This is a genomic window from Streptococcus sp. LPB0220 (genome assembly GCF_008727815.1).
Classification (GTDB): domain Bacteria; phylum Bacillota; class Bacilli; order Lactobacillales; family Streptococcaceae; genus Streptococcus.
The window spans coordinates 1,762,386-1,788,090 of record NZ_CP044230.1 but is presented as its reverse complement, the minus strand read 5'-3'; the positions used below and the strand labels follow the sequence as shown (position 1 = coordinate 1,788,090).

Below are 25,705 nucleotides of genomic sequence, written 5' to 3'. Positions count from 1 at the left end.
TACACTCTTAGTATACAGCTTGCTTTTCAAATAACTATCAAGCAATTCTCAAATATTTCTAAAAAAAGAGAGTGGGACAGAAATCGGTAATTCGTTAGAACTCGATTTCGTCGTCCCACCTCCGCACAGTTGAGTAGGGCTGTAAAAGCTGATGAAATCAGCGTAGTAGAGCCCACTCAACCACTGCGTCTTGCTCGACAATCCAAAAATAATTGAGAGGCTAGGACTTTTGTCCCAGCCTCTTCATTTTAAAATCCAGCGACAAACTCTTTGATGGCTTGCGCGAGTTCATAGGGTTTCTCGGTATTGAGTAGATGGCCTCCGTCTGCGATTTCTTGATAGCGGCCTTTTGGCAGGAGCTTGGCCAATTTTTTAGAAGAAGATTGATTGGCCCAATCTCTGCTACCACAAATCACCAAGCTAGGAAGAGGGCAAGCTTTAACGGTATCGGTTAAATTGAGCCCTTTTAATTCGGTCAAGATTTGAAGCATCTGTTGTTTATTGGCATCTTGCTTTTCAAAGACATGCTTGGGAAGTAGACGAAAGAGAAGGATCTGGAGCCGATAGAGGGGATTGGTGTTGAGTTTGTATTGAGTTCCCGCAAGGACCAAGCCCTTGAGTTGCGGGAAGTCTTGTCTGGAGAGATCAAGAGCGAGCACGCCACCTAGTGAGAGTCCTACCAGAATAAAGGGTTCGCTTTCTTGCTGGAGGCGCTCCGTCAACCTTTCTTTGACTTCCTGATAGCTTTCTTTTGGATGGGAGAAAATATCAAAAGTTTTGGAGTGCAAGGGTGAAAGTGCAAATTGGACTCCTTGCCAAGAGAGGACATCCTGTCCTAGTCCATGTAAAAAAATCAGTTTCATCAGGAATCCTTTCTTTGAAAATCTAGTTCGTAGAGACCACGAAGAGCATTGCAGGCATAAATACGATCGGCGTCTATTAAATCGTTCAGAGTTAAGAGTTTTTCTTCAACCTGCTGGGTCTCAAGAAGATGGCGCCGATAAATGCCATCGAGTAAGGGGAGGTGAGCTGGTGGGGTATAGAGTTGTCCCTCTATCTCCAGCACCAGATTGCCAATCGTCGTCTCTAGCAAGCTTCCGTCTGGCAGATGAAAAATTTGCTCGTGATCTGACTGGCCTAGATGGTCTCTCTGACTCGTTTTGAAATAAGTAAATGGCGTCGCTAAATCAAGCTTCTGCTCGGTCAGTTGGGCCTGTAGATAGCTAGCTGGCAAGTCGGTCAGCTCCGTGATCTCTAGGTGGAAGGTCCCGTTTTTTTGCAAGGCAATCCGACAACGATAGTCAAGGTTGAGATCTAAATGAGCGAGTTCTTCTTGAAGTTCTTTCAGGAGCTTCGACTCATCATAAGGATATGCAAAGTAGCGACTAGCTTCTCTCAAGCGTGTTACATGTTGGTCGAGGAAAGTCAACTCTCCTTGGTGGATGCAGCCAGTCGTCAGGAGCTCAAAGCGAGGTTCTTGCCGGTAGAGGACAGCCGATTTTTGCTTGGTTTCCTGGTATTCACCTTCCCATTTGCTGTCCCAAGTGATGCCTCCTCCCACGCCATAGATGGCTTGATTCCCCTGCATTTGAAGGGTCCGGATGGCTACATTAAAAATCCGTTTCCCTTTTGGAAGAAGGATGCCGATCGTTCCACAGTAGACACCTCGAGGAGACTTCTCCGTCTTTTGGATGATTTCCATAGTGGAGATCTTCGGTGCTCCTGTAATCGAGCCACAAGGAAAGAGAGCTCGGAAGGTTTGGATCAGGTCGATTTCAGCTCGTAAGCGACTTTCAATGGTCGAGGTCATCTGCCAAACAGTGGAGTATTGCTCGACTTGGCAGAGATGGGTCACCTGCTCACTTCCAATCTCCGAAATCCGGTTCATGTCATTGCGGAGGAGGTCGACGATCATCATGTTTTCTGCTCGATTTTTCGGGTCGGCTTCTAGCCAAGCAGCCTCTTGAAGATCCTCTTGGTTGGTGAGACCACGGTGCGTCGTTCCTTTCATGGGGCGCGTGGTCAGTAGCCGGTCGTCTTGCTCAAAAAAGAGCTCAGGACTGATGGAGAGGATAGAGACATCATCGTGCTGGATGAAGGCATTGTAATGGGCCTTTTGCTCTACCACTAAGCGATTGTAGATGGCCAAAGGATCTGCTTTTAGCTCTTGAGAAAGCTGGACAGTGTAGTTGACCTGGTAGGTATCTCCCTGGCGAATATGGTGATGGATGGTCTCGATGGCTTCTTGATAAGCAGGCGCCTCTACCTCTTCCTTCCAATTGGCTGGAAGATCCACAGCTTCATAGTCCTCTGGAAAAGGAAGGGTTTCGACCTTCTCGTGGATAGTAAAATAGAGGAGATACTCTCCCATAAGAGGGGCTGGATGGACAGCAAACTTCTTCTCAAAAGCAGGAGCAGCCTCATAGCTGACATAGCCAACAGCATAAAAGCCTTGCTCCTGGTAGGCTTCGACTTCTCTAAGAAGATCCTCTACTTGGTCGAGGTCTCTGGTTTTTAATTCTTTGATGGGCTTGGTGAAAAGGTGGCGCAATCCAAGCTCTTTAAAATCAATAATGGTTTGTTTATGCATGCTTTGAGTATATCAAAAATAGAGGAAAAAAGGTAGATAAGGATGTAAGATTCCTTGCTTGGCCTTCCCTTTCATGCTAAAATAACCATAGAAACTGCTTTGGGCAAGGAGTAGGAATATGCAAAAGAATCCCCTCTATAACACCTCTAGTATCAGCTTTTTTCAATATCTCTTTGCGATTGCAGTGATTTTGGTGCATAGTGGTCGTTTAACCTCTTATGAGCCACTGCATTTTGGTCTCAAGAGTATGCTTGGCCGGCTAGCAGTGCCATTTTTTATCGTCTGTGCCAGCTTTTTCCTCAAGCAATCACTAGGGAATTCTAAGAAAATGAAGACCTATCTGGCCAAAATCGTAAAAACCTATTTGTTTTGGAGTTTTGTTTACCTTCCTTATGCCTGGCTCTTTTTCTCTAGTCTCCATCTTCCTATCTATCTTTTTCCAGCAGGTGTTCTCATTGCACTGATCTATCTGGGGATGTGCTACCAACTCTGGTATATCCCAGCCTTTTTGCTGGGTTTGTTTTTGGTCAATCAATTGGTCAAACACCTAGGTATGGTTTGGACGGGGGTGATCACCTTTCTTCTTTACTGCTGGGGCTTGATCGAGACCTATTCGGCTTATCTGGACACCACAAGTCTTCTCAAAGGTTACCAGCTCTACAGCAATTTATTTTTTACAGCGCGAAATGGTCTCTTTTACACGCCCATTTTTATTTATATGGGTTATTATCTGTATGACCATTTTCATGCACAAACTTTTAGAATTCACCGTTGGCAAAAGCTAGCTCTTGCCTTTGGATTGCTCTGTCTAGAAGGGATCATTATTTTTCAACACCAAGGAATTGATAAGAACTTTTTCTTTCTTCTTCCTTTTGTGACCGTTTATTTTGTCAATGCCTGCCTGCGATCGTCCTTTTTGAAAAGCTATAATTTACAGTATTTAAAGCAAATGAGTATAGCTCTTTACTTTTCGCATCCGATCTTTATCGAGTGGGCTCGCTATGGCTTTAGCAGCCTCCCTCTCTCTTATCCAGACAGGGGCAAGCTGATTTTTGTGACTGCCTTGTTTGGTAGTCACCTTTTTGGACTAGCTATGCTGTGGGTACGAGAGAGAAGGGAAAAACAAAAGATTCCTTCAAATGGTGAAGAGTTAGATAAAATAATCAACCAATAGTAGGGTGTACAAAACTCAAGCAGATGTGTTTGAGTTTTTTTGTATGAAGAAAATCAAGGAAGAATAAGAATTGGCAGACTGCTCCTCCTTGTTTATAAATGTTTTATTTTCTTGCCCTTGGATAGAAGAAAGGGGAAATCAGTACCAGATAGTGATTTATAATATAGACATCATTGCAAATAATGTCTATATTATTGAATAGTGATGATTTAATTTGAAAAGCAAAGGATATTTTAAAAAATAAGTGATAAAATTAAAGGGAGGGCCTTTTGGAAGGCTAACAAAAGTAAAGGAGATAAGACATGAAAAAGCTTCGTTCATTATGGAAAGACTTTTTGAAAAAAGGTTTTGCCATTTTAACAATTTTCATGATGCTAGGCCAGCTTGGTCAAGGGGCGATCACAGCCTTTGCCAATGAGCTAGCAGTCGGGGATAATGGGGCCTTGGATGTTACCCTTATGTATGGGGATAAACAGAACCATCCAGATGGGATGTCCTATTACACAGGGGATACCATGTCTGGTTATATCCAGATCACCCCTAAGAATTTGACAACGGATATTAATGAAGTAACGGTGACCTTGAAGGTTCCTGGAAAGTACTTACGAGAAGTTAGTTTCCCTGACTTCAATAGTGCTTCAGAGCATGACAAACCAACGGTTACAAAAGTTGGAGATGATTATCAAGTCACACTTCACTTTAACAATTACCAAAAGTCAGAGGTCCTGACTTTACCATTTATTGGAAAATTTAAAGTCGGTTATGCACCGACCAATTATTCATTGGATATTACGGGTACCTTGAATATCAATGGTCAAGAAGCAAAACTCAATGATATCATTTGGAAACCCAAGTACAATGACTATCGCTTAACCAAGTATATCAACCAAAACTTGAACGAAGCCATGTCCAAGGACTATGCGGAAGCCATGCCTGGTGTTGTCAAAGGGGCTGACGGAAAAAATTATATTGAAACCCCATCATCTGTTCCATTTGCATTTCAATTGGAGGGAATGCAAGGACAGTATGGGGGACAATATCGTCAATTAGAATCAGTAACGCTTACCGATAAGTTGCCAACCTATACAGATAAAAATGGCAATACCCGGACAGCAGTTTTAGATACAGCTAAGTCTGAAGGTTGGGTAGATAATGGAGATGGCACCGTTTCTAAGACGTTTACAGCAGATGCAAACGGTAATCCAGCAGCTTATCACCAAGAATTCATGGCAAAAATCAAGAATACAAGTTACCTTTACTTGAAGTTTCCTGATTTAGTTTTGGAAAAGGACCAGACTCTCAAAGACGTCCTTAGTAAGGATTTGACAAACTCAGGAAGTATTGTGGGAATTCCTGCCAATCGTGGAGAGGGAGAACCGGATATTACAGCTGAAGATTCTCTTATTTTCCGCTTGACCTCTCGTGACCTGGAAGGGGCTGGAAGTTTTGCCAAAAAAGCAGATGGTGATGTCTATGATTCAACTGAATACAAGGCAGCAAACTATAAATGGATCATCGCTTTTGATAATAAAACTCCTTCGACACAAAAGAATTTTGTTTTCTATGATGAGACAGTGGACTCTCGGTTAAAATTCACCAAGATTGATTACGCTCGTCTTATGCAAGGAAATTACGGTATTGGTGAGTATATTAGCAAATATGTGAAACGCATCATCCTTACTTTAGAAGATGGTAGTCAAAAAGAAGTTCAGCCAGAAACCGATAAAGACGGCAATGGTTTTATCGACTTAACCAAGTATGGAACCGTTGTCGGTTGGCGGATGGAAATGAAGGATGATTTTGTCCTAAAATCTGGTCAAGGAATTCGCTTCAATACCTATACAAGCTTCAAAGATCCAGAGAAGACTCGTTACGATGAAAATGATGCGACCAAGAATGAATTCAAGAATACAGGTCGTGTCACTTATCAAACACAATCAAACCTTGCTAAAGACCAAACATCAGATTGGACCTTTAAGCTGATTCCTTTGAAGGAAAGCTTTGAGATTTCAAAAACGACAGATTACAATGATGTTCGTTATACTGATGGAGAAAATATTCGTTTTGGTTTGATGGCAACCAAAGTGGTCTTGGATCCTGATAAGGATTATGGAGACCTGCGAATCATTGATCTGTATGATCCAAATACCCTTAAAGTCGACTATAAAGATTTTGAAAGAAACCTTGCCTCTAATGAAAAAGGTATGAAATTCTTAAAGAGCTACGATGTCATTGAAAACTACCACAATTCTGGACGGACAGCTCTCATCATGCATTTGGATCAAAAAGAGTTTATTAAGGCTTCTCTTCAAGATCTTAATCGCGTGCGTCTACCATTTATCGTGGCCGATCTGAAAGGGAAAGACGATGGTGGGACCTTCACCAATAAGGTTTATGTCGCTGGAAATGGGATCCACGATCTTGAAAATGCCAACCCTGATCGGGTCACGGAAGATGTGTATGATCTGAACGGAAATGGTTCAACAACGGATAAAATTCCATATGCTCAATCAAACTATACGATTGTTGCTGCTGAAGGAATCTATGCACGCAAATATATCGCTAAAAATGATGACCTGTCAGACGCTTCGATTGTGACACGTACCTTCAAACCAGGTGAAACCTTTAACTACAAACTCACCATTAAAAATAATACGGATAAGGCAGTAGAAGACGGAGTCGTCTATGATGTCCTGCCAAAAGTAAAAGACGTTAACACACTAGACGGATCTGGTCGGATGACAGAATACACGGTCAGCCTTCGTGGACCAGTGACAGCTCCAGAAGGATGGACGGTCTACTATACAACTGATACAGGCGTTACGACAGATACCATGGCGCAAGCTGCTGACAAAGATATCTGGACGACAGCTGTGGCTGATTACAGTCAAGTAACAGGAATCAAGTTAGTTGCAAATGCTGGTACTACGATTCCTGCGCGTGGAGAAGCAAGCTTTGGTGTCCCAGTTGTAAATCCAAGTGAATTGACTGATGAAGTCAAGGCTTTGATGCAAAAACGCACCAAAGATAATGAAGATAACGGCGGTCGTTCTGGTCTTGTTCAAGCCCATAACCAGTTTGGTTACAAGGCGAAAGGTCATGAAGGAAATCGTGAGTCTAATACCGTAACTGCACAAATCTTCTCGGCTGCTTTCCACGTCAAGAAGGTGGACAAGGATGATCCTAAGAAAGTTCTTGAAGGTGCTGAATTTACCTTAACTGATGCAAATGGCGCGGTTGTTGCGACGGCAACTTCTGATAAAAAAGGGGAACTTTCCTTTAACACCTTAACAGAAGGAATCTATACGCTCAAAGAAACCAAAGCACCTGAAAACTACAAGTTGGATGAAACAGAACATGCCGTGGTTGTTACCTATGATGCGGACAAACAAATCTACCACGTCACGGTGGATGGAAAATCAGTCGGATCAAAAGCAGTCCCAGTTGAGATCGCTAATGAAGCAGATATCAAGTATCTCGATCTTGAAGCTTCAAAAGTTTGGGATGACCAAGACAACCAAGAAGGACTTCGCCCGGCAAGTGTGGAATTCCAACTCTATAAGAATGGCAAAGCTCAAGGAAAACCAGTCACGGTTTCAGCCGCAACAGACTGGAAAGCTCACTTTACGAATCTTCCAGATAAAGACAGTGACGGCAAGCTCAATACCTACACTGTTAAAGAAGTGAAAGTTCCGACTCATTATACGGTCGATACAGAAGAAGCCAGCTTCACAGATGGAAAAGCCACCATCACCAACAAGCGCACTCCTGAGACCACGACGGTAACAGTCAAGAAAGTCTGGGATGATGCTCAAAACCAAGATGGTCTTCGCCCATCTACCATCAAAGTTCACCTCTTGGCAAATGGAACAGAGGTGCAAGCACTTGACCTGACTGGTGAAGGAGATGAATGGACTCATACCTTCACAGACCTGCCAGTCTATAAAGATGGTCAAAAAGTTGTCTACACAGTGACAGAAGACAAAGTGGACAATTACACCACTAAGATTGATGGAACTACGATTACCAATACTTACAAACCAGGTAAGACAAGCCTTACTGTTACGAAAAACTGGAAGGATGCCAATAACCAAGATGGCCTTCGTCCAAAAACAATCAAGGTTCAATTGTATGCTGGTGATCAAAAGGTTGGTAAGGCGGTTGAATTGTCAGCAGATAACAAATGGACCCATACCTTCTCAAACTTAGACGAGAAGAAAGCTGGCCAAGTTATCAACTATACAGTCAAAGAAATTGATGTTCCAGAAGGCTACACACAAGCTGTCGAAGCAACTAACCCAGGTCAAGTAGTCGTGACCAACACGCACGAACCAGAAAAGACCAAAGTAGAAGTGAGCAAGAAGTGGGAAGATGGAGACGACCAAGATGGTCTCCGTCCAGCCAGCATTCAAGTTCAATTATACAAAGATGGCTTTGCGACGGATCAAGTGGTAGAACTTTCAGCCGCGAATGACTGGAAAGGTGCATTTGAAAACCTTGATGCCAAGGCAGCTGGAAAAGCAATCACTTATACGGTGAAAGAAGTCGCTGTCCCAGATGGTTACAAGGTGACGGTAAATGATAAGGACAAGGCCAATGTTGTCTTGACCAATACGCATGAACCAGCTTTGACAGAGATGAAAGTTACGAAGAAATGGGAAGATGCCAATGACCAAGATGGTCTTCGTCCAAAATCCATTAAGGTTCAACTCTATGCTGGTGATGAAAAAGTAGGAGATCCAGTGGAGTTGTCAGCGGACAATCAATGGACTCATACCTTTACCAAATTAGCTGAAAAGAAAGCTGGTCAAGCTATCAGCTACCGTGTGGAAGAAGTAGCTGTTCCTGAAGGCTACCAAGTATCTGCTGATACTTCTGACGTTGCTCACACGATCTTGACCAATACCCATACGCCAGCGGTGATCGATATTCCAGTGACCAAGATCTGGAATGACCAAGACAATCAAGATGGTCTTCGTCCAGCAAGTATTGTGGTGAATCTTCTTGCCAATGGTGAAAAAGTTGCTCAAAAAGAACTCACGAATGCGACAGATTGGAAAGAAAGCTTCACAGGTCTACCAAAATTCAAGGATGGAAAAGAAATCGTCTATACTCTTCAAGAAGAGAAGGTAGCTGAATATACGACTACAATTGATCAGGCTGCTTATACCATTACCAATACCCATGCACCTGGTAAGACAAGCGTCACGGTCACTAAGAAGTGGGATGATGAGAATGACAAGGATGGAATTCGTCCGAAGAGTATTCGCGTTCAACTCTATGCCAATGATCAAAAAGTCGGTCAAGAAGTAGAATTGTCAGCTGAAAACAAGTGGACCCATACCTTTGCAGATTTAGATGAAAAAGCAAATGGAAACACCATCACTTATACAGTGAGAGAAGTCAGTGTTCCAAAGGGCTATGAAGCTCGTAACGACGAGGATGGTAAAGGAAATGTTGTGATTACTAACAAGCATGTTCCAAAAGAAACTCCAAAACAACCAACTCCTCCAAGTTCATCTGAACCAAAGAAACCGGGTCAACCTGAACCTAAAAAACCAAGCCAACCAGAGCCGAAGAAACCAGGCAAAATCTTAGGATTCTTACCAAATACAGGTACGACCATCTCTATTATTAGCTTAGTTTTAGCCTTTGTCTTGGCAAGCATTGCAGCTTATATTTTGAAGAAAAAGAAAAAATAAGCTAGTGCTTCCTTTATAAAATGAAACAAACACCAGAAATGGTGTTTGTTTTTTTATAGTGGCCTATTATAATTGTCTAGCGATCATTCTCATGGGCGCTTGCTCTATTTTTCAATTCCCGAACGTTTTCAAAAAAAATTCAGAAAATTCTTGACTTCTATGAAAATAGGCGTATGATTAGTTGTGAACTGTTGAACAATCCTTTTCAAGAGAAACCCTGATGTCGACTAAGGGATCTGTGAAAGGTGAAGCGGTTCAACTATAAAAATCTATAGAGCGTTGCGTCCGAAAGTCTAAACAGACACGGCTCTTTAAAAACAAAAGGAGAAGATTATGAAAACAGAACCGATTCATCGTACCAGTATGTGGAAATTTAAGTTAAGTGCTGCCACCATGACTTTGATTCCCGCTGCCGTGGGGATTAACTATGTTGCCAAAGCCTTGGCGGAGGGGTTAAAGTTGCCCGTTTGGCTGGGGTCTTTGGGAACCTTTCTTGCCAGCATGTTGGCTGGGCCGGTTGCCGGTGCCATCAGTGGTTTCATCAACAACGTGATCTATGGGCTGACCTTATCGCCAATTTCAACCGTGTATGCGATTACCAGCATCGGAATTGGGATTGCTGTCGGAGTTTTGCACGCCAATGGGTGGTTCTCGTCAGCGCGACGAGTATTTGTTTCTGCTATTATTATTGCCATCGTTTCAGCTGTCATTTCAACGCCACTCAACGTCATCTTTTGGGGTGGTCAGACCGGTATCGCTTGGGGTGACTCATTGTTTGCGGTAATGGTCGCCAATCATGCACCAGTGTGGCTGGCCTCATTTACCGATGAGTTTGTCTTGGATATTTTGGATAAAGTCTGCGTGGCCTACCTGGCATTCTTCATCTATCGTCAGCTGCCGAAGCGGATGGTGCACTTCTTTAGCGGTGATAAATGATGACTGATCAAACATTGATTTCTGGAGCGCCACGGGTCAAGCTCAAGTGGTACCAGGTGATCGATCCGATTACTAAGCTCTTGTTCATCTTGGACATGACGTTGTTGAGCTTTGCCAGTATGAATTTATTGCTTCAGGCCGGATTAATTCTTGTCGCAACACTGCTATTGTTATTTTCCAAATTGAGTTCTACCATCTTTAAGGCGCTGGGATTCAGCTTGTTTCTGATTTGCACCATGCTGATCATCCAAGGATTATTTTACAGTCGGAATCAAACTGTGCTGTTTTCTGTGCTTGGGGTGTCGTTCTACAAAGAAGGCCTGATTTACGCCACCACTCTGGGTTGTCGAGTATTGGTGATTATTTTGACCAGTGGCTTTTTTATGGTGACCACGAGTATTTCAGAAAACGCGGCCTATTTGGAACTGTCCGGATTGTCTTATAAAACCGTCTACGTTCTGATGTCGGTGTGTTATATTTTGCCGGAAATGATGCGCAATATGCGGAAAATCCAGCAGGCACAAAAAGTTCGCGGAACCAATCCGCAAAAAACGTTGATTCAGAAATTAAAGTCAGTCCTGCCGGTTCTAATTCCATTGGTGATTAAGACCTTGGATCAATCGATGGCGCGGTCGATTTCTCTCCAACTGAGAGGTTTTGATAATCCCAACCGGACTGTCAGAACCTCCCAGCGCGTGTATCGCCTGTCGCGGACGCTGCACATTGGTCTGACTGGATTGGCAATTTTATTGATTGGGTGGAAGATATGGACGAAGATAAACGGATTGTAATTGAAAATTTGACCACCCGTTATCCGGGTACTGAGCAACCACAACTGCGTCAGATTAACGCGGAGGTTCATACCGGCCAGGTGGTTGGGATTATCGGGAATAGCCACTCCGGCAAATCGACTTTGTGCCGTGTGCTGGCAGGGGTCATTCCCAAAATGGTGTCTGCTGAGATTGAGGGCGACTGGCACATGTTTGGCCAGCGAGTGTCCGACAATTGGCCCGTTTATAATGCCATGAATGGAGTTGTACTGCAAAATCCAGCTGGCCAACTAAGCGGGTTGGCAGACACGGTTGCCGATGAAATCGCCTTTGACTTGATTAATCAGGGAATGGCTGAAGGACTGATTCAAAAACGGGTTGAAGAAGTTGCCACGCAAATGGGGCTGATTGAACAGCTGAATTTGCGTCCCGAGAGCCTTTCCGGTGGTCAGATCCAGCGGTTGGCAATTGCCACGGCGATTGTGGCTAACCCGGCTGTTTTGATTATGGATGATCCGACCAGTCAGATGGATCCCCTTGGCCGCCGACAATTTTTCCAATGGCTGGCCCAAGTCAAAGAGACGACTGTCTTCATTGTCACCAGTGAAATTGACGATTTGTGCGAAGTCGCCGACGTTGTGTGGGTGCTGCACGAGGGTCAAATGGTAGCCCAGGGCAGGCCGGGTGAGGTGTTTAATCATTTGGCAGCTGACTGGCAGATTCCAGCCCCGACAATCCAGCAACTTGCTCAAAAAATGGATTGGCACTTGGCTGATGGCCGGTATCCGGTGAATGACGCTGAACTGAAGGAGGTTCGTTATGTCCACAATTGAACTGAACCACCTGACGTTCACTTATCCGGAACGGTCCTTTAGCTTGGATGTTGAAGACAAACACTTCGCCGATCCGATGGTGGCGATTGTCGGCCAAAATGGTGCCGGCAAATCAACGCTCTTCAAATTGTTGACGGGCTTGCTGACACCACAAACCGGTGTGATTAAGATCGATGGAGAAAATTTTAATGATCTTAAACCAGTCGAAAAGTTACTGAAGGTTGGGATTACTTTTCAGAATCCTGACGATCAGCTTTTCAACCCGACCGTTCAACGAGAGGTGGAGTGGAGTGTCGCGCAGGTCATGGATGACCACGACACGATTACGAGGCGGGCTTTAGCGGCTCTAAAAAGAGTTGGCTTGGATGATAAAGCAGCTGAAAGTCCATATGACCTGTCATTGTCGGAACGCAAGCTGTTGAGCGTTGCCACAGTTTTGGCAGTGGATCCGGCGATTTATTTATTTGATGAGCCGATGATGTCGCTTGATTGGGAAAGCCGGCGCAAGTTGACCGCAATTTTCCATCAGTTGGCTGATTCGGGTCACCAAGTTGTGACCATCACCCATGACATGGATTGGGTCGCCGCCGAGTTTGAGTCGGTGTATGTTATGGAACACGGGAAGTTTGGCTTCGCCGGCAGTCCACGGGAATTGTTCAGCGATCACGAACTTGTCCAGCGAGTGGGATTACTACCACCGCGGATTATGGACATAGCGGAGTCGCTGGGTGATTCACAGACATATTTATCGGTTAATGATTATTGCCAGAAAAATCGAGATGTATAGAAAAAGTCACCTCTGCGGGTTTTCCAGGTTGAAGGATTAACTTCAGCTTCTGGCAAGAACTCACGGTTCTTTTCTACCATTTGTCAAGTCTATCAAGGCTTTAAGTAAAAAAAAGAGATAAGACAGTATCTATTCTGAGGTTACTGTCTTATTTTTAACACTTTTTGATCTATCAAGCCCAGTTCAAAAAAGAACAGCAGGAATTTGTTGCCCGTAAATTGGATGCGGTGGGATGGACCAAGTACCTCTCAATTAGTGTACTTTGGTGGCTAGCTTTTGGTCTTATTTACCAGTCAATTGGAGCTAATCGTACTTATCGTGATTCTATTACTGATGCGACAAACGGTGTTGGTCAGCTCTTGATGACAGCTGTATATCGTGAGCAATGGATTTTCTGGGCAGCCACTAATATTTTCTCTATCTACCTTTGGTAGGGAGAAAGCCTTCAAATTCAAGGGAAATACTTCATTTATCTTATCAACAGTCTTGTTGGTTGGTACCAATGGACGAAGGCGGCCAAGAAAGGCTACTAGTAACAATCAATAAAATACAAGAGGTTGAGCATTTTGATCCACCTCTTTTTGTGATATACTAGAGTAGTTTTTGGGACTTGAAAATAATGGGTTTTCTAGTTCAAATTTATAAAAAGAAAAGGAGAGAACATGGATATCTTTCTTAAGAGCATATCGGGGATCCTGGTCATTCTGGGGATGATATTAGTGGGCTTTGTCATAGGTGAAAAAGGCTGGTTTGATGACAAGTCACGTGGCTTGATCGCAAAATTAGTCACTCAAGTTGCTCTTCCCTGCTATATGCTTTACACCATCACGCAGCGCTTCACAGCAGCGGATCTACTTATAATGTTGCCAGCCTTGCGGTTTCCTGCCCTGTCTATGGTCATTTTACTTGGCATCGCGACAGCAGTAGCAAGGATCTTTGCAGTGAGGCAGGACCGCCGTGGCCTCTTTATTTCCATGTTTTTTAATTCCAATACGATTTTTGTGGGGCTCCCCATCAACCAGGCCCTTTTCGGGGATGCCAGCATTCCCTATGTTTTGATCTATTACATGTGCAATACGACCTTTTTCTGGACCTTGGGGACCTATCTGATTCAGCGAGATGGTGAGGGAGAAGCGCAGTTTGATCTCAAAACGAGTCTGAAGAAAGTCTTTTCTCCGCCCCTGATGGGCTTTCTCTTGGGGCTAGTCATGGTGATGCTGCAGATCAAGTTGCCAGCCTTTCTAGCCAGTGATTTGCAGTATCTGGGTAATTTAACAACCCCTTTATCCATGATATTTATCGGTTTGTCAGTGTCTCATGTAGGTGTGAAGCAGTTGGTTCTGGGAAAAGATCAGCTATTGATTCTACTAGGTCGCTTCCTGGTTGCCCCTCTTTTGATGGCTTCCATCGTCTACTGGTTGCCTCTTCCAAGCCTGATGAAGCAAGTCTTTATCATCCAGTCTGCCATGCCTGTGATGACCAATGCGCCAGTTGTTGCCAGACTCTACGGAGCTGATAGTGATTATGCAGCAGTCATGGTGACAGAGACGACCCTTGCAACCATGGTGGTGATTCCTTTTCTCATGCTGTTGATGGCTTAACAAATAGAAAAAACAAAAGCTCAAGTTTTTCTGCAAACTTGAGCTTTTCTTATAACAAGGCTAACAAGATGGTAAGGACCAGAACGATGCCCATCCGAATCAGGTGGTGGGCTGGATGGAGGTTTCCTTTGTGTTTCCCATTCCAATAGGCCCCGTAGCAAATCAACCCACAGCCGATCAGCCAAAGGACTAGTGCGACAATCGGCAAAAAGAAGTAGAGAATGAGAGAGAAGGCCGCAAGGCTACTTCCTAGAAAAAGTAGGTAAATTCCAAGGGTCTTCTTGCCCTTTTTTAATTCGGAAAGGCTGACTAATAAATGAAGAAGAGCAAAAGCAAGGGCTAAGAAGACTGTAAAAAAGCCAAGAAGAATGGGGAAGAACATAGGGTTTCCTTTCTAAAATATGATTGTCTGAGTGCTATTTTTTGTGACTGATTTTATGAAGAATCATAAATGATACTACAAGATTTAAAATGATAACCAATAAAGTAAAAAGAGAGTAACCATAGAGTTTAATTGGAATTTCATCTTTGATATTACATAGAGAAAACAAACTCGTTAGAATTCCCGTCAACAATCCAGGCACATATTTTCGAATAACGATTGTCTGAATCAGATGTCCGAAAACATGGTAGATATATGCGATTATGATGCTTGCGTAAATGCTATAGTTATTAAACTGGTAACTAAGATATAGCGACGTCATTAGGATGAGAAATTGTTCCAAGACAATAAAGTTGAAAGCAAAAGGAGTGTAATAAGTTAGGATTCGATTGTTTGGATACTGGATTGATATTTTTTTGACAAAGGATGGCATCCAAACGATTTCTTCGAGTTCGTGAAGCATGAAGAGTGATGGAAATAGAAAGTAAAATTGCACGCTGGTCATTGAAAATACTCCCTTCTAGTTCGAGCCCACTTTTAGAATCTCCAAATAAAATTGGATCACTTCTTGTTCGGTGTAGGACTTGCCTTTTTTCAACCACCAGCTGAGGGTTTCGATGAAATGGCTGACGACTAGATGTTTGAGATAGGAGTGAGGGAGAGTTGGATGGGCCTTGATGAGTTCGGCGGCTACCATTGGGTAGACGTCATGCTCCAGTTCTTTTCGCAGTTGCCGGATGAAATAATCGTTTTTAGAGAGCAAGAGACTGGTCACATGATCTTGATTTTTCTTGAAATGCTGAAAGATATGAGCTAGATAGTCTTGTGGTGAGAGGTGTTCAGCACGCTCAAAGAGATGGTGAAAGAGCTTTTGACAGAGTTCATCTAGCAATAATTCCTTACTCTCGTAATGGCTGTAAAAGGTCGAGCGCCCCACATCAGCAAGGTCTATGATTTCCTGAACCGTGATGGCTTCGTAGTCTTTTTGGTTGAGTAAGTGTAAGAAAGCCTGATAGATAGCTTTTCGAGTTTTGGTGATGCGACGATCCTGTGCTGTCATATGGACACTTCGAACAAACTGTTCAGTAACGTACACCCTAAACGGTTTGCCCCTATCCTTTCTGTTGTGAATGTTAGATAATGATAATGAACATGATGTTCATGAATCTATTATAACAAAGGAAATAGGATTATGAAGACAAAACATGCGGTCTGGATCGCTTTTTTCTTGAATTTGAGTTATGCCATTGTTGAGTTTATTGCAGGAGGGATTTTTGGATCCAGTGCGGTCCTTGCGGATTCGGTCCATGACTTGGGGGATGCGATCGCTATTGGGATCTCTGCCTTTTTGGAAAGTATCTCCAATCGCGAAGAAGACAGCCGCTATACCTTGGGCTACAAGCGCTTTAGCCTTTTAGGGGCCATGGTAACGGCAGTGATTCTCATGACAGGGTCCGTTCTGGTTATTTTGGAAAATATAACGAAAATCTTTCATCCACAACCTGTCAACGATGAGGGCATCCTTTGGCTAGGAATCATAGCCGTCAGCATCAATGTGCTAGCGAGTCTCGTCATTCGCAAAGGACAAACCAAGAACGAATCCATTCTCAGCCTGCATTTTCTGGAAGATACCTTGGGTTGGGTGGCTGTTATCCTAATGGCCATTGTTCTACGATTTACCGACTGGTATATTCTGGATCCGCTCTTATCTCTTGCCATTTCCATCTTTATTCTGTCAAAAGCAATTCCACGTTTTTGGAGCACGCTCAAGATTTTTCTCGATGTTGTGCCAGAAGGAGTAGATATCCAGCAAGTCAAGAGTGATTTGGAGCGGTTGGACCATGTCGCTAGTATCAATCAGCTCAATCTTTGGACCATGGATGGTTTGGAAAAAAACGCCATTGTCCATGTTTGTCTAGAGCATGTCAACCACATGGAGGTCTGTAAAGAGTCTATCCGAGACTTGCTCAAAGACTGTGGCTTTCAAAACGTCACCATTGAGGTTGATGAAGACTTAGCAACCCACCGCGCCCACAAGAGAAATATCGAAGAGCTGGAAGTAAGTCAAAGTCATGAACATGATCATCACCATTAATGACGACTTGGTATGAGCAGAAGCTCGATAAAAAGTGTATACTGTAGATAAGTAAGCAATAGAAAGTAGGTTGTTCCTATGAAGAAAACAGTCTATACAAAAGCTGGGCAAGTGGGTCTAGTAGAAGTAGAACGTCCACGCATCGAAGCGCCAGATGATGTCATTCTCCGCATCGTTCGCACCTGTGTCTGTGGCTCCGATCTATGGAGTTACCGCAATCCAGATATTGAAGCAGGTCATCAAAATAGTGGCCACGAAGCTATTGGGATCGTGGAAGAAATCGGTGAGGCCATTACAACGGTTAAGCCAGGAGACTTTGTCATTGCGCCTTTCACCCATGGTTGTGGGGAGTGTGATGCCTGTCGTGCTGGCTATGATGGGACTTGTGACCGCCATATTGGCACCAACTGGTCTGACGGGGTGCAAGCAGAGTACATCCGTTTCCACTTTGCTAATTGGGCCCTTGTCAAGATTCCAGGTCAACCATCTGATTATACAGAAGCTATGCTCAAATCCTTCTTGACGCTGGCTGATGTCATGCCGACGGGCTACCATGCAGCGCGTGTAGCAGACGTGAAGCCTGGTGACAAAGTAGTGGTCATCGGGGACGGTGCCGTTGGTCAATGTGCAGTGATCGCAGCCAAAATGCGGGGAGCATCACAAATCGTCCTTATGAGCCGTCACCAAGACCGTCAACAGATGGCCTTGGAGTCAGGCGCGACAGCAGTTGTCGCTGAGCGTGGTGAAGAAGGCATTGCCAAGGTTCGTGAAATCCTCGGAGGTGGAGCAGATGCGGTCCTTGAATGTGTCGGTACCGCAGCAGCTGTCGATCAAGCCCTTGGGGTTCTTCACAATGGAGGACGTTTAGGTTTTGTCGGCGTGCCTCATTACAATAATCGTGCCCTTGGTTCGACCTTTGCTCAAAATATCTCAGTGGCAGGTGGAGCAGCCTCAGTTACTACTTATGACAAACAAGTTTTGTTAAAAGCGGTCCTTGATGGTGATATCAATCCGGGTCGTGTCTTTACCTCAAGCTATAAACTGGAAGATATCGACCAAGCTTATAAGCACATGGATGAACGTAAGACTATTAAGGCTATGATTGTACTTGACTAACAAAAAAATTCTAGTAGAGGCTGTCTACTAGAATTTTTTGTAGTGAAATAAAATCTTATTTCAAATCCGACATCACTTGTTTCTTGGTGAAGGTGCGCTCTTGTTTGTTGGCTAGGGCCTTGATGCGCGCATCAAGGAGAATGGCACGGCCTTCGGCACTTCGGGTATAGACGAGGTCATACTTGCCCAGACTCTTTCGGATTTGTTCCACAAAGGCTTGGGCATCCTCTTTCCGTTTGTCAAAGAGGCTTGGTACTGCGAAATATTCTGTCTGATCGGACACTTTTTCCTGTGCTTTCAGGATATAGCGCTGATTTTCAATTGGAGCGAAAAACTCGATCATGGTTTGCGAGAAGAGTTCCTTCTCCCGCATGGTTCCGCCTTTCATATAGATTAGCGTGTTGATGGCATCCTTTCTGTCTCGTACGACTTGGATACGGGTCTCTTGAGTCTGAATATGCCCAAAGAGGAGCAGAGCTTGGTGGATAGCCTGTCCAAAGACTTCTAGCCGTTTATAAGGGCTCTTATAAAGATAGTAGCGGAGCCAGGCAAGGAGTGCGAGAACAGCTAGGAAGAATAGAAGAATAAGAGACCCTTTATTCCATCCTCCTCTATATGAATAGTAAATAAAGTTGGCGAAAGCATCGGTCAAAGTGGCGGCCGTTAGCCAACGAGCTAGCTTCCTGGCGTCAAAAAATAGGGCCAGGGGCAGGAAGTGTTTATCCACTTGGACCTCGTTTGCAATCTCCATATTCTCCAGAATAGGCAGGGCTTTTTTCCAGCCGTCTCGGAGTTCTTGACGATGGGTGGAGCGCTCTAAGGTTTCTTCATTGAGTTTTTGCAACTGTTTTTTGGTATAGCGGATATTGTCAAAGGCTAGACGCTCAATACCGGATTCGATGAAGGGCTCCTTGTAATGGAGACCTAAAAATTGCTTCATCCGTCTTTCTAAGAGCTCCAGATCAGGACTGTATTCTTTCAACTGATCAGTGATGGCTTCGATTTCTTCCTTTTCAAGATCGGACTTTTCATACCATTTCTTTAGGGAAAGGTTGATAGAGACTAGATGCCAGATATTACTGGTCTTGTCTGGATCCTCAGGCCACACTCGGATGGCACGACCTCGCATTTGGTTGCTGAGCATAAAGCTGCCGACAAAGCTCGCTAGGATCAGGGAATTGACACAAGGAGCATCCCAGCCTTCTCCTAGAAGAGACTTGGTTCCAATAACAACCTGGATGAGGCCCTCTTGAAAGAGCTGGGTCACAGCTGTCACCAAATCATGTTGAGAACCGACCAAACGAACCTTGAGAAAGTCATCAGGAGATAATTGGCCAACACTTTGATAAGTCAGTCTATTCCCTCCTAACAGCTCCTCTAGTCTTGGCTTAGCAACCGTCGGGATGATGACGATGCTACCGGTTAAGACAGCGATGGCAGGAGGAGTTGCTTGCTCTAAGCTTTCCCTGCGAATAGATTCGAAATAAGAGAGCACTCCCAATTGAGTAAATTGGGCGTCCTTATCTCCTAGATGAACTTCAAAATCTTGACGAATATAGTCTGTTAAGACCAGTTGTCGTAGTTGGCTTCCAAGAGCCTGGTATTCGGCCTTGAAAATCTCTCGGACGGCATTAAGTTTTCCGAGGGATTGGTTGAGTAGAACTTCTTGTTTTTTGTTGCGGACCAGTTTGACTTGTTTTCGATCGATCAAGCTGGCTGCTTTTAATTCATGGAGGACTTGCTTCTCGTATTCCTCAGGTAGATTGTACCAGTGAGGCACCTGAAAGAGCAGACCTTGCAGGAGAATTTCAAGCCAGTCCAGGGTGAAAGCAGGTAGTTTCTTGGCTCCTAAAAGGTCCTGGAAACGTTTGGGAAAGTCAATTCCCTTGCTTCGAAGAAAGATCAGGGTAGCAGAGAGATACTTGGGCTCATTGAGCAATTCATCATCGCTAATCTGACCAGATAAGGCCTGGCAGGTTTGGAGGTATTGGCAAAAGAGGGGATCGGAAGTCAGTTGTTGCAAGAGAGCATTCTTTTGTTGGCTAAAAGCGTCCAACTGCTCTTGCTCTTCCTTGGTTGGAAAGGCAAAGTAGACATAGTCTTGGTGGGGACAAAGGGTATCTTCCTTGACCAATTCGGGAACCGTAATTTCCTCATCGATCTCACCACACATGCGGATATAGCGATCCCAAAGGGCAGGATCCCCTTCATAGGGCGGGGTGGCGGTAAGGGAGATCATCTTTAAGTCTGGGAAGGCCTGACGAAAGGCTTCCAAACTCTTCCACCATTCATTGCGCAGGTGATGACACTCATCTAAACAAAGGGTCCCGAGTGAGATGGATTTGAAAGTAGTAAAGATATCAAAGCCTTTGAAATCAAATGTTTCAATCTCTGCCTGGTCATCGGTATCCTCAGCTTGTGATTGACCGACGACTTGGTTCACGGCGCTGTGTAGGGCCTGATAGGTAGCCACTGTAATCAGCTTAGGATGTTTGAGGTCCTGAGAGATCAATTGCTCCGCTTGGCTTTCATCACTCAAGAATGCTTGGATAATCCGGTCCACCCATTGCTGACGAATGGTGACCGTAGGAGCCAAGATCAGGGTTGGCTGGCCAAAGCGTCTGATAAATTCGATTCCCAGGGTTGTTTTTCCAGAGCCAGGAGCTGCTACCAAATGCAGGTGGCCATCCGCCATAAAAGCGTCACTCTTATCGAGAACGCGTTTTTGATAGTGTCTCCATTGGCCTGTAAAGGCTAGTTCTTGTAACATTGGTTTCCTCCCTTGTACTGTCCCCATTATATCATAGCGGGGGACAAGAATCTCTTGGTAGAAGTTGAAGATTTCCGCTTTCTAATGAAAATAGCAAAGGGGAAATTTTGAGTGATAAAAAGCCCAATCAACGGATTAGGCTTTTCCATGTTAGTCTTTCTTTGTTTTACGAGAGAGACCAAAGGCAGCACCCATGCTAAGAAGACCAAGGCCAATAGTCGTCAAGGCAGTTGAGGTCTTGCTTCCTGTATTTGGAAGGCTGGCTTCTTTTTGAGGAAGAGCTGCTGGTGCAATGTAGACTGCAGTTTTGGCAGGCTCGTTTTTAGCCGGTGTGAAGACTGTCGGTTTCGCAGGTGTTACAACAGCCGGTTTTTGAGGAGTAGGAGTCGGTGTTGCAGGCGTTTGGATGCTAGGTGTTTGTGGTTTTGCTTTCGCCACGCGATGAGTTTTTGAAATCAACTCATACTTGTCTGTTTGGACCTTGAAGACACGACCTTTTTGTACAGTTTCAACGACTTTATTGGCAAATTGAACGTTCAACAAGTCACCAAAATTTTTGCGGATATCCAAGTAAAGACCATTTGTTTCTTTGACAAATGGATCAAAGTCAGACTGGTCTACTGTGCGACCAACAACCGTTAAGGAAATATTCGCAGCCTTCAATGCTTGAAGAGTTGCTTCTTTTGATGGGAGCGTAATGGTACGTGGCGCAAACATGTCGATTGGTTCATCCGTAATCAAGAAAGCAAAGCGATGGTTATTTGCCTCAGTCCCCCAGTTGTAATCTGCTGAAGTAGCAATATGGTGTAATGGAACAGTTGCATTTTCATAGTAGCCATCAGTTTTGATGGTCTTCAAAGCGGAAATAAAACTTTCTGGATCACTTGTGAACTTAGATCCATTGAAATCATGGTATTTAACTTCACTAGCTCTTTCGTATTCAGCTAATCCTAAACGAGCTTGGATTTTCTTAGCAGATAGATTGCGAACAAAGCTCTCGATATTCTTCATTGTATCATTGATGTGAGAATCCATCGAAGTTGATTTATCAATGACAAAGACGATGTCGGATGTTCCTTGGACATCTTTTTTGTTGACGACATCTGCTTCTTTTGTCACTTCGACTAGAGTTGTTTTATTAACTGTTTCAGTTGTTGTCTCAGTGTAGTCAGCTGTTTCCTTAGTTGATGTAGCTGTCTTAGTTGAAGAGACTGGTTTTGAAGTGCCAACAGGTGTGTCTTGATCTGCTAAGCTAGTGGTTTTGATGGTTGCTGTTGAAGTAGTGGTTGTGTCTGCGCCGTCTGTTTTAGCAGATGGGCCCGTTTTTTTGACGTCCACAGCGATGATATCTCCAGTTTTTGCTTTATCAGCAGGAACAACTGGTGTATTAGCTTTGGAATTGATTTCTTCTGTTGCAGCCGTAATAGGTGATTTTGCTGCTGTAGTAGCTGCAGGAGTAGCTTGAGTTGTGCTAGGAGCAACCTCATCAGCTGAAGCAATGGTAGTCCCTGTGAAGACTGTTCCTAAAACAACAGAAGCTAAGGTTAAAGTTTGTTTACGTGAAATAGTATATTTTTTCAAAATACGTCCCCTTTTTAATAAACTTTTTTCTATGATACCGGTTTTTCAAAAGCTTGTCAACGGTATAATAATCAAGGGTTTTAAGCCTTCTTATATCCCTAGTTATTGATAAACGGCCGCTTGATAAAAATATACACAAAATAAGTTAAATATACAAATGGTGTAATAGAAAAAGTATTCCTACTAATTCGCAGGAATCCTTACTTTATCGCTATTTCTACTCTATTTTTTATTCGTAAACAATACTAGCTAGTCACTTTATTTATGTTTCTAAATCAACACATAGGTTTCAACTGCTTGTCCAGCCCCGTTTTCATTATTGGTCTTTGTCACGACAGTCGCTCCTTCTTTCACTTCTTGAGGAGCATTGCCCATAGCGACCCCGATGCCGGCTTTTTTGAGCATAGGGAGGTCGTTGAAGTTGTCCCCCAGGGTGAGGACTTCTTCTAAGCTCAAGTGGTAGTGGTTGGCGAGTTCAACCAGAGCATCCTCTTTAGAGACGTGCTTAGCCGTGACTTCTAGGTAGTTGGCTTTGGAGAGATAAAAGGCGGTAGAAGGGAAGTCGTCGGCAGAAAGAGTGCGATAGAGAGCTTGGATCTCTTCTGGCTCTCCAATTAAAAGCAATTTGTGGAGGGGCTTTGTCGCATCCAGTAAAGGATCCAATAGGGGGAGGATGAGAGGTTTTTCTCCTGTAATCCGGGCCTCCTCTTGGCTCCATTGGTCGAGATGATCGGTCATCCAGTCTTTTCCACTATAGAGGTTGATCGAAACTTGAGGGAAGTGTTGGTTGACCCAGTTGATAAAGTTCCGGGCTTCCGTCTTGTCCAAAGGATGCTCGAAAAGAACCTGCTCTCCCTTTTGGATCAACGCCCCATTGTAGCAGGCCATGGGGCAGTCTTCTATGCCGAGTTCTCTTGCGATGGGAGCCATCCCTTTTGGAGAGCGAGCAGAGGCCAGTACGAAAGGAATGGTTTTGCGTTTTAAATCCGGGATCAATGCTACCAACTGTGGATCGATCTGATGGTGGTCATTTAAGATGGTACCATCGATGTCGCTGATGATGAGACGAATGTGAGACATAAAGCTTACCTCCTAATAGAGAATGGTGGTCTCGCTCCCAACCAGTTTAAGGATGTCAGGGCTTGGTTTTTGATCAGTCATCCAATAGTCAAATTGATTGAGCAAAGCGAGATAGTAGTTGGCATGTTGGTGGAACTTGGCGGTTTCTGCTACCAGCACTTTGGTTCGAGTTCGCTCAAAAACGAGAGCCTTGACCGCGACGTCTTCAGCATCTTGGAAAGTTACTTCACCATTGGCTAAGCTACTTGCTCCAAAAAAAGCGAGATCAAAGCGAAGATTGTCCAGTATGTGTGCTTGGTTGACATCGTAGTAGAAGCGGTTTTTAGGGTAGAACTTTCCTCCTAGGAGATGAAAGTCAACTTGGCTATGGCTACTGAGCTGGATGGCATTGTCAAGCGAGTGCGAATAAACGGTGACGGCTCTATCAAGCAGACTAGCAAGCAGGGTCATCGAGGTGGAAACATCGAGAAAGAGGACTTGCTCATCTTGGATCAATTGCAGGGCCTTTTGGGCCATAGCTGTCTTTTCCTTGTTAGCGATTTGACTGCGGTCTAGATAAGAAGGGCCAGGTTCTTTGTTCAAGGGAAGGAGCCCACCATGGGTCCGGCGGACCAGCTGGCGTTGGCTAAGGAGGGTAAAGTCTCTGCGGATGGTATCTTTGGAGACCTTAAAGTAGTCCACCATTTCTTTGGCAGATAATTGCTTTTTCTCCTCTAAGAGTTTTAGGATTTTTTCGAGTCGTTGTTCCTGGTACATGAGTTGGCTCCTTCTTTCTCTTCTTATCTCTATTGTACTCGCTTTCATAAGCGGATACAAGTGTTTTTGCGTAATTTTAAGTTTTTTTGCTGTTTTTCTTATAAAACCTTCTTTCTGACGTTTGTTTAAAAGGGGGAATTCTGCTATAATGTGTCAAAAACAAGTGGAGGTTTCCTATGGCCAGTGAATATGAAAAAATGATTGCAGGTGACTTTTATAGACCTGGAGACCCTGAATTACGGGCTTTGGCAAAAGCCTCTCGGGAGAAACAAGAGACCTTTAACCAAGAGGTGGACCCTAAAAAAGGGGCAAGCATTATCAAAGAGTGGTTTGGATCAACCGGTGAAAACCTCTATCTCAATCGTCAAGTTCTTGTGGATTATGGGGTCAACATCCATCTGGGAGAAAATTTCTATGCCAATTACAATTTGACTATGTTAGACGTATGTCCCATTACCATTGGAAAGAATGCCATGATCGGTCCCAATTGTCAGTTTTTAACGCCCTTGCACCCGCTGGATCCAGATGAGCGCAATTCTGGTCTGGAGTATGGCGCGCCGATTAGGATAGGGGACAATTTCTGGGCAGGAGGAGGCGTCATCATTCTTCCTGGTGTGACGCTGGGCGACAATGTGGTAGCTGGAGCTGGGGCAGTCGTGACCAAGTCCTTTGGGGACAATGTGGTCCTTGGAGGAAACCCAGCCCGTGTCATCAAAGAAATACCCGTCAAAAAGGAGAAACAATGATCCATAAGCATGACATTCCGATTTTAGAGTTCGACGACAACCCACAGGCAGTCATTATGCCGACTCATGAGAGGCTCGATGTGCACTTGCCTGAAAAATGCGTTTATGCTTTCTTGGAGGATGAGATTGATCGCTTTGCGAAAGCTGCTGGTGCCAAACAAGTAGCTAGCTTTGTTTCAGCTACTAAGACCTATCCGGTTTATGTCCTGGAGCATCAAGGAGAGAAAATCTGCTTGGCCCAAGCGCCAGTTGGATCAGCCCCTGCTGCTCAATTCATGGATTGGTTGATTGGTTATGGGGTGAAGAAGATTATTTCTGCAGGTAGCTGTGGCGTCTTGGTAGACATGGAGGAAAATGCCTTTTTAATCCCGACCAAGGCCTTGCGAGATGAGGGAGCTAGTTACCATTATGTGGCGCCTTCTCGGTATATAGAAGTGGATCGTCGAGCACTGACTGCCATTGAAACGGTTCTAAAACAAGCGGCCATTCCCTATCAAGAAGTTATGACTTGGTCGACGGACGGCTTTTATAGAGAAACGCCCGACAAGGTGGCCTATCGTATTGAAGAAGGGTGTCGTGTTGTGGAGATGGAGTGCGCCTCACTTGCAGCAGTGGCCCAGCTTCGTGATGCGGTTTGGGGCTTGCTCCTCTTTACCGCAGATTCTCTTGCAGATCTGGAAAATTATGACCAGCGTGACTGGGGATCTGAAGCATTCGAGAAAGCCTTAGAATTGTGCCTCGAAATGGTTCATCACTTGTAGGTCTATTCACTTTTTGTGATATAAT

Annotated in this window: 20 protein-coding genes and 1 pseudogene; 12 read left to right on the top strand and 9 right to left on the bottom strand. The window is 44.2% G+C overall.

The features are described 5' to 3' along the window. Nucleotides 1-248 precede the first annotated feature (248 nt). Nucleotides 249-863: an alpha/beta fold hydrolase gene (locus LPB220_RS09145; RefSeq protein WP_150906527.1), complete on the bottom strand. Its 615-nt coding sequence runs from the start codon at nt 861-863 to the stop codon at nt 249-251. Then, on the bottom strand, nt 863-2,590 hold the full coding sequence (pabB, locus tag LPB220_RS09140; RefSeq protein ID WP_150906526.1) for an aminodeoxychorismate synthase component I: 1,728 nt from the start codon (nt 2,588-2,590) through the stop codon (nt 863-865). The genes LPB220_RS09145 and pabB overlap by 1 nt, the downstream gene beginning before the upstream one ends. A gap of 118 nt (nt 2,591-2,708) precedes the next feature. On the opposite strand from pabB, the gene LPB220_RS09135 reads away from it, so the two are divergent. The 8 genes and pseudogenes from LPB220_RS09135 (at nt 2,709) to LPB220_RS09100 (ending at nt 14,393) form a co-directional block, all read left to right on the top strand. Further along, nucleotides 2,709-3,764: an acyltransferase family protein gene (locus tag LPB220_RS09135; protein ID WP_023919081.1), complete on the top strand. Its 1,056-nt coding sequence runs from the start codon at nt 2,709-2,711 to the stop codon at nt 3,762-3,764. 302 nt (nt 3,765-4,066) lie between these two features. Next, complete coding sequence (locus LPB220_RS09130; protein WP_150906524.1) at nt 4,067-9,466, top strand: Cna B-type domain-containing protein; 5,400 nt, start codon at nt 4,067-4,069, stop codon at nt 9,464-9,466. Nucleotides 9,467-9,799: 333 nt separating this feature from the next. Continuing rightward, nucleotides 9,800-10,402, top strand: a complete 603-nt coding sequence (locus tag LPB220_RS09125) for a hypothetical protein (protein ID WP_021153833.1) — start codon at nt 9,800-9,802, stop codon at nt 10,400-10,402. Beyond that, a complete protein-coding gene (locus LPB220_RS09120) occupies nt 10,402-11,193 on the top strand; it encodes an energy-coupling factor transporter transmembrane component T (protein ID WP_171963570.1) in 792 nt (263 codons plus the stop codon). The genes LPB220_RS09125 and LPB220_RS09120 overlap by 1 nt, the downstream gene beginning before the upstream one ends. Continuing rightward, complete coding sequence (locus LPB220_RS09115; RefSeq protein ID WP_150906523.1) at nt 11,169-12,005, top strand: ABC transporter ATP-binding protein; 837 nt, start codon at nt 11,169-11,171, stop codon at nt 12,003-12,005. Before LPB220_RS09120 ends, LPB220_RS09115 begins: the two co-directional genes overlap by 25 nt. Further along, the gene (locus LPB220_RS09110) at nt 11,992-12,792 is read left to right on the top strand and encodes an energy-coupling factor ABC transporter ATP-binding protein (RefSeq protein WP_002891034.1); all 801 of its coding nucleotides are present in this window, start codon (nt 11,992-11,994) and stop codon (nt 12,790-12,792) included. The genes LPB220_RS09115 and LPB220_RS09110 overlap by 14 nt, the downstream gene beginning before the upstream one ends. A 167-nt stretch (nt 12,793-12,959) precedes the next feature. Then, nucleotides 12,960-13,325: pseudogene (gene pnuC / locus LPB220_RS09105) on the top strand (nicotinamide riboside transporter PnuC); the annotation flags it as partial. 129 nt (nt 13,326-13,454) lie between these two features. Then, on the top strand, nt 13,455-14,393 hold the full coding sequence (locus LPB220_RS09100; protein ID WP_150906521.1) for an AEC family transporter: 939 nt from the start codon (nt 13,455-13,457) through the stop codon (nt 14,391-14,393). Between the two features lie 49 nt (nt 14,394-14,442). On the opposite strand, the gene LPB220_RS09095 is transcribed toward LPB220_RS09100, so the two are convergent. The 3 genes from LPB220_RS09095 to LPB220_RS09085 are packed head-to-tail and all read right to left on the bottom strand — an operon-like array spanning nt 14,443 to nt 15,835. Beyond that, nucleotides 14,443-14,775 (bottom strand): glucuronide permease, encoded by a 333-nt coding sequence (locus LPB220_RS09095; protein ID WP_150906519.1) that lies wholly within the window; start codon nt 14,773-14,775, stop codon nt 14,443-14,445. 34 nt (nt 14,776-14,809) lie between these two features. Further along, nucleotides 14,810-15,280, bottom strand: coding sequence for an HXXEE domain-containing protein (locus LPB220_RS09090; RefSeq protein WP_150906517.1), 471 nt, complete (start codon nt 15,278-15,280; stop codon nt 14,810-14,812). A 15-nt stretch (nt 15,281-15,295) separates the two neighbouring features. After that, nucleotides 15,296-15,835, bottom strand: a complete 540-nt coding sequence (locus LPB220_RS09085; protein WP_225305911.1) for a TetR/AcrR family transcriptional regulator — start codon at nt 15,833-15,835, stop codon at nt 15,296-15,298. Between the two features lie 132 nt (nt 15,836-15,967). Between LPB220_RS09085 and LPB220_RS09080 the strand changes: the two genes are divergently transcribed. Both LPB220_RS09080 and LPB220_RS09075 read left to right on the top strand, forming a co-directional pair. Continuing rightward, nucleotides 15,968-16,870 carry a cation diffusion facilitator family transporter gene (locus LPB220_RS09080; RefSeq protein WP_150906514.1) on the top strand — a complete coding sequence of 301 codons (903 nt, stop codon included), beginning with the start codon at nt 15,968-15,970 and terminating at the stop codon, nt 16,868-16,870. A 78-nt stretch (nt 16,871-16,948) separates the two neighbouring features. After that, entirely contained in the window at nt 16,949-17,986 is a 1,038-nt protein-coding gene (locus tag LPB220_RS09075) for a zinc-binding dehydrogenase (protein ID WP_150906512.1), read from the top strand. 55 nt (nt 17,987-18,041) lie between these two features. On the opposite strand, the gene LPB220_RS09070 is transcribed toward LPB220_RS09075, so the two are convergent. The 4 genes from LPB220_RS09070 to LPB220_RS09055 form a co-directional block, all read right to left on the bottom strand. Beyond that, nucleotides 18,042-20,756 (bottom strand): DEAD/DEAH box helicase family protein, encoded by a 2,715-nt coding sequence (locus LPB220_RS09070; protein WP_150906510.1) that lies wholly within the window; start codon nt 20,754-20,756, stop codon nt 18,042-18,044. Between the two features lie 150 nt (nt 20,757-20,906). Continuing rightward, nucleotides 20,907-22,337 (bottom strand): VWA domain-containing protein, encoded by a 1,431-nt coding sequence (locus LPB220_RS09065; RefSeq protein ID WP_150906508.1) that lies wholly within the window; start codon nt 22,335-22,337, stop codon nt 20,907-20,909. Between the two features lie 270 nt (nt 22,338-22,607). Then, entirely contained in the window at nt 22,608-23,417 is an 810-nt protein-coding gene (locus tag LPB220_RS09060; protein WP_150906506.1) for a Cof-type HAD-IIB family hydrolase, read from the bottom strand. 12 nt (nt 23,418-23,429) lie between these two features. Further along, nucleotides 23,430-24,173, bottom strand: a complete 744-nt coding sequence (locus LPB220_RS09055; RefSeq protein WP_150906504.1) for a DeoR/GlpR family DNA-binding transcription regulator — start codon at nt 24,171-24,173, stop codon at nt 23,430-23,432. Between the two features lie 176 nt (nt 24,174-24,349). On the opposite strand from LPB220_RS09055, the gene LPB220_RS09050 reads away from it, so the two are divergent. Then, nucleotides 24,350-24,919, top strand: coding sequence for a sugar O-acetyltransferase (locus LPB220_RS09050; RefSeq protein WP_150906502.1), 570 nt, complete (start codon nt 24,350-24,352; stop codon nt 24,917-24,919). After that, the gene (locus tag LPB220_RS09045; protein ID WP_150906500.1) at nt 24,916-25,680 is read left to right on the top strand and encodes a nucleoside phosphorylase; all 765 of its coding nucleotides are present in this window, start codon (nt 24,916-24,918) and stop codon (nt 25,678-25,680) included. The genes LPB220_RS09050 and LPB220_RS09045 overlap by 4 nt, the downstream gene beginning before the upstream one ends. Nucleotides 25,681-25,705 lie beyond the last annotated feature (25 nt).

Bases quoted from the DNA above. Each gene is read 5' to 3' on its own strand.
- LPB220_RS09100 (WP_150906521.1), top strand. From the start codon at position 13,455: ATGGATATCTTTCTTAAGAGCATATCGGGGATCCTGGTCATTCTGGGG.
- LPB220_RS09120 (WP_171963570.1), top strand. From the start codon at position 10,402: ATGACTGATCAAACATTGATTTCTGGAGCGCCACGGGTCAAGCTCAAG.
- LPB220_RS09115 (WP_150906523.1), top strand. From the start codon at position 11,169: ATGGACGAAGATAAACGGATTGTAATTGAAAATTTGACCACCCGTTAT.
- LPB220_RS09145 (WP_150906527.1), bottom strand. From the start codon at position 863: ATGAAACTGATTTTTTTACATGGACTAGGACAGGATGTCCTCTCTTGG.
- LPB220_RS09085 (WP_225305911.1), bottom strand. From the start codon at position 15,835: ATGACAGCACAGGATCGTCGCATCACCAAAACTCGAAAAGCTATCTAT.
- LPB220_RS09125 (WP_021153833.1), top strand. From the start codon at position 9,800: ATGAAAACAGAACCGATTCATCGTACCAGTATGTGGAAATTTAAGTTA.
- LPB220_RS09070 (WP_150906510.1), bottom strand. From the start codon at position 20,756: ATGTTACAAGAACTAGCCTTTACAGGCCAATGGAGACACTATCAAAAA.
- LPB220_RS09110 (WP_002891034.1), top strand. From the start codon at position 11,992: ATGTCCACAATTGAACTGAACCACCTGACGTTCACTTATCCGGAACGG.
- LPB220_RS09050 (WP_150906502.1), top strand. From the start codon at position 24,350: ATGGCCAGTGAATATGAAAAAATGATTGCAGGTGACTTTTATAGACCT.
- LPB220_RS09135 (WP_023919081.1), top strand. From the start codon at position 2,709: ATGCAAAAGAATCCCCTCTATAACACCTCTAGTATCAGCTTTTTTCAA.
- LPB220_RS09055 (WP_150906504.1), bottom strand. From the start codon at position 24,173: ATGTACCAGGAACAACGACTCGAAAAAATCCTAAAACTCTTAGAGGAG.
- LPB220_RS09090 (WP_150906517.1), bottom strand. From the start codon at position 15,280: ATGACCAGCGTGCAATTTTACTTTCTATTTCCATCACTCTTCATGCTT.
- LPB220_RS09130 (WP_150906524.1), top strand. From the start codon at position 4,067: ATGAAAAAGCTTCGTTCATTATGGAAAGACTTTTTGAAAAAAGGTTTT.
- LPB220_RS09095 (WP_150906519.1), bottom strand. From the start codon at position 14,775: ATGTTCTTCCCCATTCTTCTTGGCTTTTTTACAGTCTTCTTAGCCCTT.
- LPB220_RS09080 (WP_150906514.1), top strand. From the start codon at position 15,968: ATGAAGACAAAACATGCGGTCTGGATCGCTTTTTTCTTGAATTTGAGT.
- LPB220_RS09045 (WP_150906500.1), top strand. From the start codon at position 24,916: ATGATCCATAAGCATGACATTCCGATTTTAGAGTTCGACGACAACCCA.
- LPB220_RS09060 (WP_150906506.1), bottom strand. From the start codon at position 23,417: ATGTCTCACATTCGTCTCATCATCAGCGACATCGATGGTACCATCTTA.
- LPB220_RS09075 (WP_150906512.1), top strand. From the start codon at position 16,949: ATGAAGAAAACAGTCTATACAAAAGCTGGGCAAGTGGGTCTAGTAGAA.
- pabB (WP_150906526.1), bottom strand. From the start codon at position 2,590: ATGCATAAACAAACCATTATTGATTTTAAAGAGCTTGGATTGCGCCAC.